The sequence below is a fragment of the Streptococcus sp. M143 genome, from assembly GCF_000162495.1.
GTDB lineage: Bacteria > Bacillota > Bacilli > Lactobacillales > Streptococcaceae > Streptococcus > Streptococcus dentisani.
Genome location: NZ_GG730094.1, coordinates 69,425 through 86,542 on the forward strand (window position 1 = coordinate 69,425; position 17,118 = coordinate 86,542).

Sequence of the window (17,118 nt, forward strand, 5' to 3'; positions counted from 1 at the left end):
AAATCTTCTACAAATTTTAGAAAAAACAATCAAAATTATGATTTTTAATGTTTAGGGTATTGAAATTCCCTATATTATTTTATAAAATAAGAGTAAAAGGCTATGAAAAAGTAATACGCTTACAAGAAAATGGAAGCGGTTACTAAAGGAGGATTTTATGGAAAAAGGCCATTGGAATCGTAAAAGAGTCTACAGCATTCGTAAGTTTGCTGTAGGCGCTTGCTCTGTCATGATTGGAACCTGTGCGGTTCTATTTGGAGGAAGTGTCGTTGGAGAATCACCAGTTTTCGCGGATGAAACTCCTATCACCCACACTGTGGAACAAGCAAAAGAGGAAAGTCCGGCAGTGGAGGAAAAAGAAGATCAAACTGTAGCAGAGCACAAGGATGCTGCAAGTGTCGACCAAAGTCAAGCTACTCCCATTGAAGCAAGCAAATCAGAGGTGAAAGAAGATGAACCTGTAGCTCCAAAAGAGGAGAAAGCATCTCTAAAACCTGAAGAAACAACTCCAAAGGTAGAATCTCAAGCTTCAAGTCAAGAAAAGCCTGTCAAGGAAGATTTGAAAGCTGCGACAAATGAAGAAGTGAATCAAATGATTGAAGATAGAAAAGTGAGTTTTAATCAAAATTGGCACTTTAAGCTCAACGCAACCCCCAAAGAAGCTGTGAAACCAGATGCAGATGTATCAACATGGCAAAAATTGGATTTACCACATGACTGGAGTATCTTTAACGATTTTGACCATCAGTCACCTGCCCAAAACGAGGGTGGACAGCTCAATGGTGGTGAAGCTTGGTATCGCAAGACATTTAAACTTGATGAAAAAGATCTCAAGAAAAATGTTCGTGTGACCTTTGATGGTGTCTACATGGACTCTCAAGTCTATGTCAATGGCCAGTTAGTGGGACGTTACCCAAATGGTTACAACCAGTTTTCATACGATATCACCAAATACCTTCACAAAGATGGTCGTGAGAATGTGATTGCTGTCCATGCTGTCAACAAACAACCAAGTAGCCGTTGGTACTCAGGTAGTGGTATCTACCGTGATGTGACCTTGCAAGTGACAGATAAGGTTCATGTTGAGAAAAATGGGACAACCATCTTAACACCAAAGCTAGAACAACAGCAACATGGCAAGGTTGAAACGCATGTGACCAGCAAAATTGTTAATACAGACGATAAAGACCATGAACTTGTAGCAGAGTATCAGATTGTTGAACGTGGTGGTCAGGCTGTAACAGGCTTGGTTCGAACAGCGAGCCGTACCTTGAAAGCACATGAGTCAACAAGTCTTGATGCGATTTTAGAAGTTGAAAGACCAAAACTCTGGACAGTTTTAAATGATAAACCTGCCTTGTACGAATTGATTACGCGTGTTTACCGTGATGGTCAATTAGTCGATGCTAAGAAGGATCTGTTTGGTTACCGTTACTATCATTGGACTCCAAATGAAGGATTCTCTTTGAATGGTGAACGCATTAAATTCCATGGTGTTTCCTTGCACCATGACCACGGAGCGCTTGGAGCAGAAGAAAATTATAAAGCAGAATACCGTCGTCTCAAACAAATGAAGGAGATGGGCGTTAACTCCATCCGTACAACTCATAACCCTGCAAGTCCACAGACCTTGCAAATCGCAGCAGAACTTGGTTTGCTGGTTCAGGAAGAGGCTTTTGATACGTGGTATGGTGGTAAGAAACCTTATGACTACGGACGTTTCTTTGAAAAAGACGCTACTCACCCAGAAGCTAGAAAAGGTGAAAAATGGTCTGACTACGATCTTCGTACCATGGTCGAAAGAGATAAAAATAACCCAGCTGTCTTCATGTGGTCTATTGGAAACGAAATCGGTGAAGCCGATGGTAAACCTCATTCTCTAGCAACGGTTAAACGCTTAGTAAAAGTGATTAAAGATGTTGATAAGACTCGTTATGTTACCATGGGAGCAGATAAGTTCCGTTTCGGTAATGGTAGTGGTGGACATGAGAAAATTGCTGATGAACTAGATGCGGTTGGATTCAACTATTCTGAAGACAACTACAAAGCTCTTCGTGCAAAACATCCTAACTGGTTGATTTACGGTTCTGAGACATCTTCAGCAACCCGTACACGTGGAAGTTACTATCGTCCTGAACAGGAATTGAAACATAGTAACGGACCTGAGCGTAACTACGAACAGTCTGACTATGGTAATGACCGTGTTGGTTGGGGTAAAACGGCAACAGATTCATGGACTTTTGACCGCGACAATGCTAGCTATGCTGGACAATTTATCTGGACAGGTACGGACTATATCGGTGAGCCTACGCCATGGCACAACCAAAACCAAACTCCCGTTAAGAGCTCTTACTTTGGTATCGTAGATACAGCTGGTATTCCAAAACATGACTTCTATCTCTACCAAAGCCAATGGGTTTCTGCCAAGAAGAAACCAATGGTTCACCTCCTTCCTCACTGGAACTGGGAAAATAGAGAATTGGCATCGAAAGTCGAAGATGCAGACGGAAAAATCCCAGTTCGTGCTTACTCGAACGCTGCAAGTGTTGAATTGTTCCTGAACGGTCAATCTCTCGGAGTTAAGACCTTCAACAAAAAACAAACCAGTGATGGCCGTACCTACCAAGAAGGTGCGAATGCTAAGGAACTCTATCTTGAGTGGAAGGTTGCTTACCAACCAGGTACTTTGGAAGCTGTAGCTCGCGATGAAGCTGGAAAAGAAATTGCACGTGACAAGATTACCACTGCAGGCCAACCAGCAGGTGTTCGTCTTGTCAAGGAAGAACACGCAATCGCAGCAGATGGAAAAGACTTGACCTACATCTACTACGAAATCGTTGATAGTCAAGGAAATGTAGTGCCAACTGCCAATAATTTGGTTCGTTTCCAATTGCATGGACAAGGTCAACTGGTCGGTGTCGATAATGGGGAACAAGCCAGCCGTGAACGCTACAAGGCGCAACCAGATGGTTCTTGGATTCGCAGAGCCTTTAACGGTAAAGGGGTTGCCATTGTCAAATCAACTGAACAAGCAGGTAAATTCACACTAACAGCTCATTCAGATCTCTTGAAATCTGGTCAAGTAACTGTCTTTACTGGTAAGAAGGAAGGACAAGAAAAGACAGTTCTAGGAACAGAGGTACCAAAAGTACGTACTGTTATCGAGAAAGAACCAAAAATGCCGAAGACCGTCGCTTTTGTCTATAGTGATGGCAGTCGTGAAAAACGTCCAGTAACATGGTCTTCAGTTGATGTGAGTCAAGCTGGAGTTGTGACTGTTAAAGGTATGGCAGATGGACATGAGGTAGAGGCTCGTGTCGAGGTTCTGGCAATTGCCAAAGAACTACCAACAGTTAAACGTGTTGCCCCAGGAACAGATTTGAATGCTGTTGATAAATACGTTTCTATCACTGTAACAGATGGAAGCATTCAAGAATACGAAGTGGATAAGTGGGAGATTGCGGAAGCAGATAAAGCCAAACTTTCAGTTGCAGGATCACGTATTCAAATGACTGGCCAACTAGGAGGCGAAACCGTTCATGCTACCCTTGTGGTAGAAGAAGGCAATCCTGCAGCACCTGTAGTGCCAACTGTAACTGTTGGTGGTGAAGCCGTTACAGGCCTCACTAGTCAACATCCAATGCAATACCGCACTCTTGCTTATGGTGCCCAATTGCCAGAAGTCGCAGCAAGTGCTGAAAATGCTGATGTTACAGTCCTTCAAGCAAGTGCAGCAAACGGTATGCGTGCAAGCATCTATGTTCAACCAAAAGATGGTGGTCCGCTTCAAACCTATGCAATTCAATTCCTTGAAGAAGCACCAAAAATTGACCATTTGAGCCTACAAGTGGAGAAAGCTGATGCTCTCAAAGAAGACCAAACAGTCAAATTGTCTGTCCTTGCACACTATCAAGACGGAACACAAGCAGTTTTACCAGCAGATAAAGTGACCTTCTCTACAAGTGGTGAAGGGGAAGTCGCAGTTCGTAAAGGAATGCTTGAGTTACATAAACCAGGAATAGTCACACTCAAAGCAGAATATGAGGGAGCTACAGGTCAAATCGATCTCACGATCCAGGCCAATACTGAGAAAAAAGTAGCCCAATCTATCCGTCCAGTAAATGTAGTGACTGACTTGCGTCAGGAACCTACTCTTCCATCAACAGTAACTGTTGAGTATGACAAAGGTTTCCCTAAAACTCATAAAGTCACATGGCAAGCTATTCCAAAAGAAAAACTAGACCATTATCAAACCTTTGAAGTTCTAGGTAAAGTTGAAGGCCTTGACCTTGAAGCGCGTGCTAAAGTCTCTGTAGAAGGCATCGTTTCAGTTGAAGAAGTTAGTGTGACTACACCAACTGCAGAAGCACCACAATTACCAGAAAGTGTTCGTACATATGATTCAAATGGCCACGTTTCATCAGCTAAGGTTACATGGGATACGATTCGCCCAGAGCAATACGCCAAGGAAGGTGTCTTTACAGTCACTGGTCGCCTTGAAGGTACGCAATTAACAACTAAACTCCATGTTCGCGTATCGGCCCAAACTGAGCAAGGTGCAAACATTTCTGACCAATGGACAGGTTCAGAATTGCCACTTGCCTTTGCTTCAGACTCAAATCCGAGCGATCCTGTTTCAAACGTCAACGATAAATTGATCTCCTTTAATGACCGACCAGCCAACCGTTGGACCAACTGGAACCGTAGTAATCCAGAAGCTTCAGTTGGTGTCCTATTCGGAGATTCAGGTATCTTGAGCAAACGTTCGGTTGATAACTTAAGTGTCGGATTCCACGAAGACCATGGAGTCGGTGCACCGAAGTCTTATGTGATTGAGTATTATGTCGGTAAGACTGTTCCGACAGCACCTAAAAACCCTAGCTTTGTAGGCAATGAAGAACATGTCTTTAACGATCCAGCTAACTGGAAACCAGTTACCAATCTAAAAGCCCCAGCTCAACTCAAGGCTGGAGAAATGAATCACTTTAGTTTTGATAAGGTTGAAACCTATGCTGTTCGCATTCGCATGGTGAAAGCAGATAACAAGCGTGGAACTTCTATTACAGAGGTACAAATCTTTGCGAAACAAGTTGCAGCAGCCAAACAAGGACAAACAAGAATCCAAGTTGCCGGTAAAGACTTAGCAAACTTCAACCCTGATTTGACAGACTACTACCTTGAGTCTGTAAATGGAAAAGTTCCTACAGTAACAGCAAGTGTTAGCAACAATGGTCTTGCGACGGTCGTTCCAAGCGTTCGTGAAGGTGAGCCAGTTCGTGTCATCGCGAAAGCTGAAAATGGCGACATCTTAGGAGAATACCGTCTACACTTTACAAGCAATAAAGACTTGCTCTCTCGTAAACCAGTTGCTGCGGTCAAACAAGCTCGCTTGCTACAAGTAGGGCAACCGCTTGAATTGCCAACTAAGGTTCCTGTTTACTTCACAGGTAAAGACGGTTACGAAACAAAAGACTTGGCAGTGGAATGGGAAGAAGTTCCAGCAGAAAATCTGACTAAAGCAGGTCAATTCACTGTTCGAGGTCGTGTCCTTGGTAGTGACCTCGTTGCGGAGTTTACTGTACGAGTGACGGACAAACTTGGTGAGGCTCTCTCAAACAACCCTAACTATGATGAAAACAGTAACCAAGCCTTTGCTTCAGCAACTAATGATATTGATCCAAGTTCACATGACCGTGTAGACTATATCAATGATGGAGACCACAATGAAAATCGTCGTTGGACAAACTGGTCTCCAACACCATCTTCTAATCCAGAAGTATCAGCAGGTGTAATCTTCCGTGAAAATGGCAAGATTGTTGAACGGACTGTTGCGCAAGCCAAACTTCACTTCTTTGCAGATAGTGGAACGGATGCACCATCTAAACTCGTTTTGGAACGCTATATTGGCCCAGATTTTGAAGTTCCTACCTACTATTCTAACTACCAAGCCTACGAATCAGGCCATCCATTCAACAATCCAGATAACTGGGAAGCTGTTCCTTATCGTGCGGATAAAGACATTGAAGCTGGAGATGAAATTAACGTAACATTTAAAGCTGTGAAAGCCAAAGCCATGAGATGGCGTATGGAGCGTAAAGCAGACAAGAGCGGTGTTGCGATGATTGAGATGACCTTCCTTGCGCCAAGCGAATTGCCTCAAGAAAGCACTGCATCGAAGATTCTTGTAGATGGAAAAGAACTTCCTGACTTCGCTGAAAATCGTCAAGACTATCAAATTACCTATAAAGGTCAACGTCCAAAAGTCTCAGTTGAAGAAACGGACCAAGTAGCTTCAACCGTGGTAGATAGTGGCGATGATAGTCTTCCAGTACTTGTTCGCCTTGTTTCAGAAAGTGGAAAACAAGTCAAGGAATACCGTATCCAACTAGTTAAGGAAAAACCAGTTTCTGAGAAAACAGCCCCTGCTATTCAAGAAGAGAATCCACGTCTTGAGGTTGTCGAAAAGGAACTTGCCTTCCAAACTGTTGAAAAAGAAGATCCAAGTCTATATGTAGGTGAAAGTCGTGTAGAACAAGAAGGACAAGTTGGTAAGGAACGCATTCTTACATCTGTTAGTCCAGACGGAACTCGTGAAGAGAAACTCCGTGAAGTGATCCAGGCTCCTGTTAACCGGGTTCTTCTAGTTGGAACTAAGCGAGGTACAGCTCAACCACTTGATGGAGCTGCAGGTTTAGTTCATGAAAAACCAGAACTTCTGGTTGAAGAAGAGGCAATTGATTTCAAAGTTCAAGAACGTAAGACTGACAAACTTTATGTGGGTGAAAGTCGTGTTCTTCAAGAAGGTCAAAAAGGTGTTCGTGTCCACCTAGTAGAAGTCGAAAACGGTAAGCGTACATCGAAAGAAACCTTTGATAAGATAGTTGCGCAAGATCGTATCGTGGAAGTAGGAACTAAACGTGGTACGGCTCAACCGCTTGATGGTGTCAAAGATTTGGTTCACCACAAGCCAGAGCTCCTAGTGGAAGAAGAGGAAGTTGATTTCCAAGTTCAAGAACGTAAGAACGATAAACTTCCAGTAGGGCAAACTCGTGTGACCCAAGAAGGCCAAAAAGGTGTACGTGTTCATCTCATCGAAGTGGACAATGGGAAACGCACTCTAAAGGAAACCTTTGATAAGGTAGCAGCACAAGATCGTATCGTGGAAGTGGGAACTGCTGTAGCACAAGAAGAACTAAACCCACAAGTTCCTGTCAATCCAGATGCGCACCCACTGGCTCAAACAGGAGCACAATCTCAAGAAGAAAAAGTGACACAAACTGAAAAAGGTCACCTTCCAAATACAGGAAGTGAGTCTCAGGTGTCAGCTTTAGCAGCAGGATTGGCTCTCTTGGGCTTAGGTGCAGGACTTGCAGCTACTACTCGCAAAAAAGAAGACTAAGTTTAGTTACAAGCTAAACTGAACAGGAAAAGGCCAGAGTGACGCTCTGGTCTTTTTCGTCTGAGTTGTAATAGTAAACAAATGCTTAGAATAGTCAATCCTATTCCAAATGGATTTTGTTCAAAATTCATAAAGTGCCCTTCACACTTATAAAAATAGAGGTCGTGTTTGAAAATAATTGATAAATATGCTACAATAGTAGGCACTGGTAATTTTTATAAATGATTTTTTAATGAGAAAAATCGGATAAAATCCATTCAACTTTCGAAGAATCATGATCAGATGAGAAAGCGTAAAATTCCTTACCTTTCAGAGATTTGGTATGGGAATGGTTTTTTTAGATGTTAGTCATGGTGACAGAGTTGATATACTTATAAAAATTTTAAGGATTAAGTAAATCCGTTTATGCATTTGATAATGTTCAAATAGAAAAAATGGAAGAACAGGTGTTCTCACATGAAAATATTCAAGGATAGAAGAGAAGCTCCAAGTAGATTTACACTCATGAGGTGCTCCTGTATTTCGTAGGTGAAATATCATGGTAAGCCAGTTAATCCTATCTTGATTATCAGTGGGATGAGCCTGTTTTCTTGAGTTGTCTTGCTGTTACGATGGTGCATGAACATTGCTAGAAAATGATCGCAAGACTTGCTAAATATAAAGAATAAAGGATGACAGATGAAACATTTCGGTCTTAAGAAACAGAAACGAACAAGTATTTTTTTCCGAAGGGCAATTTTTACAATTTTGATCATTGCGATCTATTTACTTGGTCGCCATATTTTACTTCCAGGATACAATGGCAATACAGGTTTTTCGCAAATAACTGAGCAAAATCCCTTGGCCTATTTGTATTCCTTGGCAGGAGTAGATGTCTCTCAGATTTCCATGTTTTCTCTGGGATTAGGTCCATGGATTACGACGATGATTGTCTGGCAGGTCATCAACTTGAATAAAAGTTGGAATATCCAGTCCTGGTCATTGAAAAAAGCGGATTTTGTGCAAAAGATTCTCACTTTGATTTTTTCCGTGTTACAGGGGATAGCTGTTATGTACACAGCTCGTTCGGAAAATGGACGCTTTTTGCTTCTTGTAGATGATTGGATTTATAATATGGCTGTACTAGCAACTGTTGTAGCAGGAAGCTTTGTTATTATCTGGTTGGCTGGTTTGAATGTTAGCAAGGGAGTAGGCGGGCAGACAATTATTATTATTTCAGGAATTCTGCTACAATTTGCTAACCAATTAGTGGTATTGATAGGACAGTCTGTTTTGTCCAAAGAAGGATTAGCCTTTCTAGTAGGTGCGGCGATTTCATTTTTGCTCTTGGGCTATATTGCCGTGGTCTGCGAGAGAGCTGAAATTCGTTTGCCTCTAAATCGAGTCATGTTAAGTAGTCGTTACTATGGCAAATCTTACCTCCCTATCAAATTTCTTCCCTCTGGGGGAATGCCTATTATGTATGCCTCGAGTGTTATTATGTTGCTTCAGTTGGTATTAGACTGGTTTGGACATGGTTTTACAAAAAATTTTGGTAGTTTATTTGACTTTACAAAACCCCTAAGTTTAGCCTTTTACCTGCTTGCTATCTATCTTCTTGCAATTTTATTTGCCTATATCAACTTAGAACCAGAAGAAACAGCGAAACGTTTACAACGTCAAGGAGAATACCTAGATTATATCCAGCCTGGGAAAGCAACTTTAAAAGTTTTGAAACATTACATTTCCTTACAATCTAACGTAGGAGCACTCTACCTGATCGTTTTTATTGGTTTACCCTATTTCATTAATTTCTTCCTACCTCTTCCAAATTTGCTTTTGACTATACCAAGTACATTGATCATTTTAGTCAGTATGCTCTTGCCTTTGCATGAAGAAATACGTATCTTGAGAATTGGGACTTACTACCACAAAGAATTAGAATTTAAAGGAGAATAGAGGGATATGTTTTACTTTGTACCATCTTGGTATAGACAAGATCGGAAATGGTATTCTACCACCCTGCCTTTCTATTACGTATCTAAAAATATGATGTTTGATGATGCGGTGAATTTGCTGCGAATGTTTCAGCAATCAGGAGAGGCAAATACCACTCTGATTTTGAACTATTCACCACATATTCGAACCTTTCTTTATCAGCAAAGAATATTGCCAGAAACTGTATGGAATCTATTTGATACCATACAAGGTCTGACGGATGTATCTGTACGTAAAATTCGTCTGGAAGATATTAAATGGCCTCAAGGAGTAGAATTCTTCTATACTCCTTTTATGATTGAGGTATATTTAAATCAAGAACACTATGCTAAAATTAACTTTTCACAAACAGGTAATTTCTTTGATATTACTTATTTTGAGGGTGGGCAGACAAATCATCAGCTAATTTTTGATGATCGTGGATTTGTTTCAAGTATCATCTATTTTGAAAATGATCAACCTTACTACCAAGATTATTTAAATTTACAAGGTACATGGCAGTTTAGGGAATTTTTGGGTACAGAAAATCATCAAGTACTTATTAACCCTGAGGCGCAGGCTACATTTGCAAAAGAAGTTTACCAAGATATCGAAGAATTGATCAATGAAAAACTAGATCAGTATTTAACTTCTTCGCTAACCAAGGATGATACGATTGTGATTTCGTCAGATGTGCAGCACAACCACTTTTTCCAAAAGGTTAAGGAAAACCATCATGTTATCTTGTCTTTTTTTGGAGATCGCTATCCAATCACAAACCAGGAGCAGCTACTAACGGATTTGACAGACACGCCGTTCTTCGTTGTTGATAGTTTAAATAAAATTGAAACGATAGCAGCTAATGTGGATCTAGAACAGTTGCCAGGATTTTATGAGATTCCGCCTTATGATACTCATCTAAACCTAGGGCATAGTCAAAGAAAAAAAGAGTTGATTGTTTACGTCAATTACGACAATCTACCAGCAGATCAAATCCAATATGTGTTTACGACTTTGTTTGAAATGATGTTGAAAAATGAATGGATTGACTTGCTGGTCGGAACACAAAGTCAGGATTTTGGTCGAGAGGCCTATATAAAACAGGTACTAGAAAGCTATCGATCTCTTAAGCCAGAATATGAACAAGAATTGATTTTTGTTGATAAAGAGAAGAGAGCGAGAGGTGAGAACCGAGTTCTTGATGATGAAGAGGAGATTGTTCGCGAACGGATTGATATTGAAACCATTCATAGCGACAGCGATTTGATTAAAGTTCTGAAGTACGTTCGTATTATACTAGATTTGGGAACTCCAGCTGATGTGTTGACTCAAATCGCTGGCATTAGTGGAGGGATCCCTCAGGTTAACTTGTATAGTTCCTCTTATGTGAAGCATGGAGAAAATGGTTGGATTCTAGATGATATTTCAGATTTCGAAGAGGCACTCTTATACTACCTCACAAACTTAGAACATTGGAATCAATCTCTAGTTCACTCAGTCAAGAAGATTGAACAGTATACAAGGGGTGAGATTGTCGATATGTGGAAAAATACCATAAAGGAATTAAAAGGAAATGAAAAAAATTAGTGTTTTGCAAATTGCTGATGAAAATTGGCAGGAGCAATATGAAATTCCTAGTAATATAAAATGGACATTTGTCAAACCAGAAGATATCGTCTCTTTATTGCCAGAAGATATCGGGATCTTAAATAGAGAAGTTGAGGCGGAAAACGGGAAAAAAAGAAGAAAAAAGTAGACAGACCGTTTGATGTCGTGTTGGTCGATACTGCTGAATATTTAGAGTATGTCACTATCTTGGATCAGAAAATTCAGGTTTACCGTCTGTTCTATCATGAGCGTTGTCAAATCACTACAAAAACGTTGGAACGATTTCTTTTGCGCAAAAAAGCTGTGAAAACAAATTTTGAAAATCCAGAGCAGATGCTACATATATTTTCACGTGGTTTTTTCTCCAAGCAAAATGGAACGAAACTAAGTGTTAATCATCTAGTCGCTGCACCATCTTTTGAGGGTCAAATCAGTTATGAAGGGACAAACTACCTTCGTTTGTGTGGTCGATACGGCGAGGATTATCAGACTATTGCGACCTATCAACATAATGTTTTTCTGAGTGGGGAGATGCCCTTAGATCTGTGGCCTGAGTTCAGGGTTTCAGAAGGTTGTTCGATCCGCTACGTTGTTAAAGGTTTTCCAGCTGGAAATTCTCCCATGCAAGAATGGATTTATGATGAAACGAGCTTTGACCGATCTCTGACGTTAGATGTAAATGATTCGTATTATTTGAGTATCAGCATTCAAGCAAAAGGACAAGGAATTGTAAAACTTGGTCCCTGCCACTATCGAGACTCCCATCTAGGCTATGGAGACTTGTTAGTCGGAGGAAAACGAATTAGCGATAAAAATAGAGAAGAACTGATTTATTTCTTCCATCCAGGAGATTTGAAACCACCGTTGAACATCTATTTTTCAGGGTACCGTCCCGCAGAGGGGTTCGAGGGATACTGGATGATGAATAATTTGGGTTCGCCATTCTTACTAGTAGGGGATCCGCGTTCAGAAGGGGGCGCATTCTATCTTGGATCGGAGGAGCTGGAACAAAAACTTCTCCAGGTGGTTCATAACTGCTTAGATGAACTTGGTTTTACGAAGGAACAACTGACCTTGTCAGGTTTATCAATGGGGACTTTTGGCGCCCTTTACTATAGTTCTAAGTTGGAACCTCATGCCGTCATTGTCGGAAAACCTCTTGTCAACTTAGGAGATATGGCAGAAAATGAGTCAACTATTCGTCCGGGAGGATTTCCAACGTCACTGGATTTGGTGTACCGCACAATAGGAGAATTATCAAGTGAAGCTACAGCTCAGCTTAACGAACGTTTCTGGACGGCTTTTGAGTCAGCTGATTTCTCAAGAACAAAATTCATTATCTCCTTTATGTATCAAGATGACTATGATATGTCGGCCTATCCCGATATGCTGGATGAGTTAGGACAGCGAGATTACCGCGTCAGCGTTATCAGTAAGGGATTGACTGGACGACACAACGACGATACACAAGGTATTGTCGAATGGTTCTTTAATCAATATAAAACGCTATTAATGAATAGTTTTGAAAGGGAGTTTAAATCGTGAGATACAAGGAAGAAGTCTATTTTGCTTATTGGGATATCCAAAGCATATCTCAGTATCTATACGGTTCATCTGTCAAACTGTTAGATGGTGGTCATGTTTTGTATGAAAACCAGTTCATGCCTTCGGGGACAGTTATTCATGAATGGCATTCACGGGCAAACTATCAGGCCTTACGCAATACGAGTCAGCTTCCTGAATTGAAACGTGGGCAAAACTATATTTTTGGCAGTCATATAGAAACCATCCCAGAAAATTCAACATACTTAAAAGTTGAATTTATGGATGCTCGAGATGAAGAAATTTCGAATCAAATCATTAAACAGGGAGAGAGAGTCAGCGTATGCGTTCCAGATAATACACAATATTATAAGGTGCAGTTAGTCAGCTCGGGTTGTCATCGCTTCCTTTTTGAAGGGATTTATGTTGCTGAGGAGCAGTTGGCGGATTATACAGTGGATCGCTACTGGATTTCTGATTTGCTTCATCAGGATTCCGAGAAAGAAACGATGTATGTTTGCTTTACTGAACCTGAACTCAATCGAACAGGTTTTATTCCAGAACGTGTTCGTGAACATTTCTCAAATGTATTGATTGTTAATTCGTCTTATAGAGAAGCGCTCCTATACATGGAGGAACGTTTTTACGAAACCTTGCTTGAAACGATTGAAGAATTAGCGCAAGAGCATCTTTTTGAAAAAGTGGCTTTTGTTGGTTATGGAGCGATTTCTAATATTGCGGCCTTGCATTACTCCAAACAATTTGGAAATTCATACGCTCTTGTGACGGATGAGTTTTTAAGCGAACTAGACTATCAACGCTTGCTGGAACGTTACCGTAATCGAGTAAATCCGCCTATTTTTAAAGAATTATTGCTACAGCAATTTAATCCGACAAAAGTTAAGGAATATGCGGACTTGAAGACTAGACCACGTGAACTAGCAAACATTGAATATTTATTAGATAAGTCATTTTTACTTCAAGCGATTGACTTGGAAAAGATTGAAGAGTGGATGAGAGAGAATGAAAACTAAACGATTCAATTTGACCAACTCCTATAAACTAATGCGTTACAAAAAGATTTTGGAGAAGGTTAATAAACTATCTGATAGTTATGCAGCTATGTCAAATGAGAAACTGCAAGCTCAGACAAAATGGTTTAAAGAACGCCTTTCTGGAGGAGAAAGCTTGCAGTCCATTTTGCCAGAAGCGTATGCAACCATTCGTGAGGCAGCCAAGCGTGTATTAGGATTATATCCTTATGATGTTCAGGTTTTAGGGGCCTTGGTTATGCAAGACAATCAGATTGCAGAAATGAGAACAGGGGAAGGAAAAACCTTGACAGCTATCCTTCCTTTATACCTAAATGCTTTGACGGAAAAAAGTACAATCCTAGTCACGGCCAATGAATATTTGGCAGCGCGTGATGCTAAACAAATGGCACCCGTTTTTCGATTTTTAGGAATGACAGTTGGGGTTGGCGTCTCGGACGATCCGACAAAAAAACTTAAAATTCCTCAAAAACAACAAATCTATAAGAATGATATTGTCTATACAACACATAGTGCGTTAGGGTTTGATTACCTAGAAGAAAACTTGGCGACATCTCAATCAAAGAAGTTTTTGCCAAAATTTTATTTTTGTTTGGTCGATGAAGTAGATGCAGCCTTGCTAGATAGTGCGCAGATGCCTCTAATCATTTCAGGTTCTCCTCGGGTGCAATCCAACCTCTTTCTCTCGTGTGATGAGTTTGTAAAAACTCTAAAAGAAGGAGAAGATTTTAATTTAGACTCCACTCGGACGTCTGTATGGTTGACGAGAAAAGGAGTAAAGGAAGCAGAGGTTTATTTCCGCGTTCAGAATGCCTATGATCCAGATAATTACCAGCTCATTCGCCAAATTAACCTAGCTTTGAGAGCTAACCACTTATTTGAAAAAGATCGTCAGTATACAGTGGATAATGGCGAAGTTAAACTGATGGATGAGGCGACAGGACGTCTCTTGGAAGGAAACAAACTCCAATCAGGACTGCACCAAGCACTAGAAGCCAGAGAACGTGTGAAAATCACATTGGAAACGCGTTCGATGGCCTCTATTACCTATCAAAATTTATTTAGAATGTTTCCAAAATTAGCAGGAATGACGGGTACTGGTAAAGTTTGTGAGGAGGAGTTCAGAGACGTTTACGACTTGGGAGTCGTAGTTGTTCCTACACGAAAACCCAATTTACGAATTGATTATCCAGATGAAATCTATCTCACGATTCCTCAAAAATTATATGCTTCATTGGAGTATATCAAAAAATTACATAAAAAAGGTCAGCCAGTTTTAATTGCGACAGGATCAGTTGGAATGTCTGAGATTTATTCTATGCTCTTACTCCAAGAGGGAATCGCCCATAATGTGTTGAACGCCCATAATGCAGCGAAAGAGGCTGAGATGATCGCACTGGCTGGTAGACGCTCTGCAGTGACGGTAGCAACATCAATGGCAGGTCGTGGAACAGATATTATCTTGGAAGAAGGGGTTGCTGAGTTGGGTGGACTCGCTGTTGTTGGAACAGAGAGAATGTCCAGTGAGCGAGTGGATTTGCAGCTTCGCGGTCGTGCCGGACGACAAGGCGCTCCAGGGTTGAGCAAATTCTTTATTTCTCTTGAGGATGATCTTATTTCCAAGTCTGGTAGCAAATGGATTAGTGAGTACTATCACAAAGAAATTGCAAAACCAGAGGAAAAACAAAAGATTCATTTGACCTCTCGTCGTATTAGATATGCGGTTGAAGAAGCTCAGAAGAATAGTGATAACGCGTCAGCGGCTTCCAGACGTTCAACGGAACGATATGATGAAAGTATCCGTATTCAGCGACAGATTATCTACAATAAGCGTAATAAGCTCATCTCTCATCCAGACTTTGATTTGACTTATTTCTTGTCTATCCTATCGGATGCAGTGGACATTTACACAAGTAAAACACCGTTTAAAGAGCGGGCGGATTTATTTCGCTTTGTTTTGGATAACATTAGTTATTACTGCGAGGATATTCCAGATGATCTAGATGTCACGGATTTACGGCAAGTTAAAAAGTTTTTATCTGACCTCCTTGTTTCAGAATACCAGCAGAAAAAAGATAAAATCAAGGATTCAGAGTTGTTCAATCAATTTCAACGAACTGTTGTTTTGAGAGCGATAGATGACTGTTGGGTTGAGCAGGTTGACTATTTACAGCAATTTCAAGGTTTGGTGTCTAGTCAAGGGTATGCCCAAAAAAATCCTGTCTTTGAGTTTCATAAAGAAGCTTTTAAATCATACAAAAGAATGAATGCAGATATAAATCTAAACATTATAAAAAATATGGCATTGAGTTACATTAATATTAAGCCTTCTGGGAAGTTAGAAGTTTTCTTTGGCTAATACTTTGACAGATTCTGTTGTAGACTTTATAATGATGATATAACTGTATTTTTGGAGAAAATCATATTATGAGCAAAAATAATAACGAAGAGCTAAAGGGATTTAAACGTTTGATATCAAAGTTTAAGCAAAAGGGTAGGGAAGATAGTGATTACCGTAGCCTGGATGCAACTAAATCAAAGCCCGTTAGTCGAAAACTCAAAGAGCAAAAGGAAATTATTCTGAGTGCTAGTGAAGATCTTGAGTTACCAACAGAATCAGTTTCTGTCATGGAAGCCTTAGAAGACTTTCAGGAAAGGAACAGTCTGGGTGTAGCTGACTTGATAAGAGATGTTAGTCAGAGCTTGTCAACTAGCGCTTTAGCTTCCCTTAGCCTTTCTGTCGCAGATTCGTACAGTGAGTCGTTTAGCCAGAGTATATCAGCAAAAGGATTCTCGCTTCGAGAGTCCATGTCTGAGAACTACTCATTAGTGGTCTCTTCTTCAGAATCTGAATTTGAGTCCCTTTCCCTGGTTGATAGCCTCTCTGTTTCTGAGCATTTGACAGGTGAGTCCCTTTGTCAGGATATGGATGCATTCTCTCTGAGTGAAAGTCTTGCATACTCAGAGTCCCTTTCCTTGAGTGAATCGGAACAAGCGAGTCAGAGTGTTTCCGAGTCCGAGTTCTATAGCCTAAGTCAGAGTGAGTGGGAATCCGTTTCCGAATCCCAAAACTCTTCAGAATCAGAGTGGTGGAGTTCTTCCGAATCAGAGCAAGCCAGTCAGAGTGTTTCCGAGTCTGAGTTCTATAGCCTAAGCCAGAGCGAGTGGGAATCTGTTTCAGACTCCCAAAGTTACTCAGGATCAGAGTGGTGGAGTTCTTCCGAATCAGAACAAGCAAGTCAGAGTGCCTCTGAGTCCGAGTTCTATAGCCTGAGTCAGAGTGAGTGGGAATCCATATCCGAATCCCAAAGCTCTTCAGAATCAGAGTGGTGGAGCTACTCCGAATCAGAACAAGCGAGCCAGAGTATTTCCGAGTCTGAGTTCTATAGTCTGAGCCAGAGTGAGTGGGAATCCGTTTCGGAATCTCAAAGCAACTCAGAATCAGAGTGGTGGAGTTCTTCCGAATCAGAACAAGCAAGTCAGAGTGTTTCCGAGTCCGAGTTTTATAGCTTGAGTCAGAGTGAGTGGGAATCCATATCCGAATCCAAAAGCTCTTCAGAA

The 17,118-nt window shown here is 40.8% G+C and carries 7 protein-coding genes and 1 pseudogene; all 8 read left to right on the forward strand.

The window, feature by feature from the left end; translation table 11 throughout:
- Positions 1 to 157 precede the first annotated feature (157 nt).
- Positions 158 to 7,399 (forward strand): LPXTG-anchored adhesin/beta-galactosidase BgaA, encoded by a 7,242-nt coding sequence (gene bgaA, locus HMPREF0850_RS06580; RefSeq protein ID WP_000410714.1) that lies wholly within the window; start codon positions 158 to 160, stop codon positions 7,397 to 7,399.
- Positions 7,400 to 8,077: 678 nt separating this feature from the next.
- Positions 8,078 to 9,337 carry a preprotein translocase subunit SecY gene (locus HMPREF0850_RS06585; protein ID WP_000680147.1) on the forward strand — a complete coding sequence of 420 codons (1,260 nt, stop codon included), beginning with the start codon at positions 8,078 to 8,080 and terminating at the stop codon, positions 9,335 to 9,337.
- Between the two features lie 6 nt (positions 9,338 to 9,343).
- Complete coding sequence (asp1, locus tag HMPREF0850_RS06590; protein ID WP_000499198.1) at positions 9,344 to 10,942, forward strand: accessory Sec system protein Asp1; 1,599 nt, start codon at positions 9,344 to 9,346, stop codon at positions 10,940 to 10,942.
- Positions 10,929 to 11,111, forward strand: a complete 183-nt coding sequence (locus tag HMPREF0850_RS13095; RefSeq protein ID WP_000724331.1) for a hypothetical protein — start codon at positions 10,929 to 10,931, stop codon at positions 11,109 to 11,111. Before asp1 ends, HMPREF0850_RS13095 begins: the two co-directional genes overlap by 14 nt.
- Positions 11,112 to 11,128: 17 nt before the next feature.
- Positions 11,129 to 12,508 carry an accessory Sec system protein Asp2 gene (asp2, locus tag HMPREF0850_RS06595; protein ID WP_050395026.1) on the forward strand — a complete coding sequence of 460 codons (1,380 nt, stop codon included), beginning with the start codon at positions 11,129 to 11,131 and terminating at the stop codon, positions 12,506 to 12,508.
- The gene (gene asp3, locus HMPREF0850_RS06600) at positions 12,505 to 13,539 is read left to right on the forward strand and encodes an accessory Sec system protein Asp3 (protein WP_001269546.1); all 1,035 of its coding nucleotides are present in this window, start codon (positions 12,505 to 12,507) and stop codon (positions 13,537 to 13,539) included. The genes asp2 and asp3 overlap by 4 nt, the downstream gene beginning before the upstream one ends.
- Positions 13,529 to 15,916 carry an accessory Sec system translocase SecA2 gene (gene secA2, locus HMPREF0850_RS06605; protein ID WP_000851051.1) on the forward strand — a complete coding sequence of 796 codons (2,388 nt, stop codon included), beginning with the start codon at positions 13,529 to 13,531 and terminating at the stop codon, positions 15,914 to 15,916. Before asp3 ends, secA2 begins: the two co-directional genes overlap by 11 nt.
- A 68-nt stretch (positions 15,917 to 15,984) precedes the next feature.
- Positions 15,985 to 17,118 (forward strand): annotated as a pseudogene (locus tag HMPREF0850_RS13030) (hypothetical protein); the annotation flags it as partial.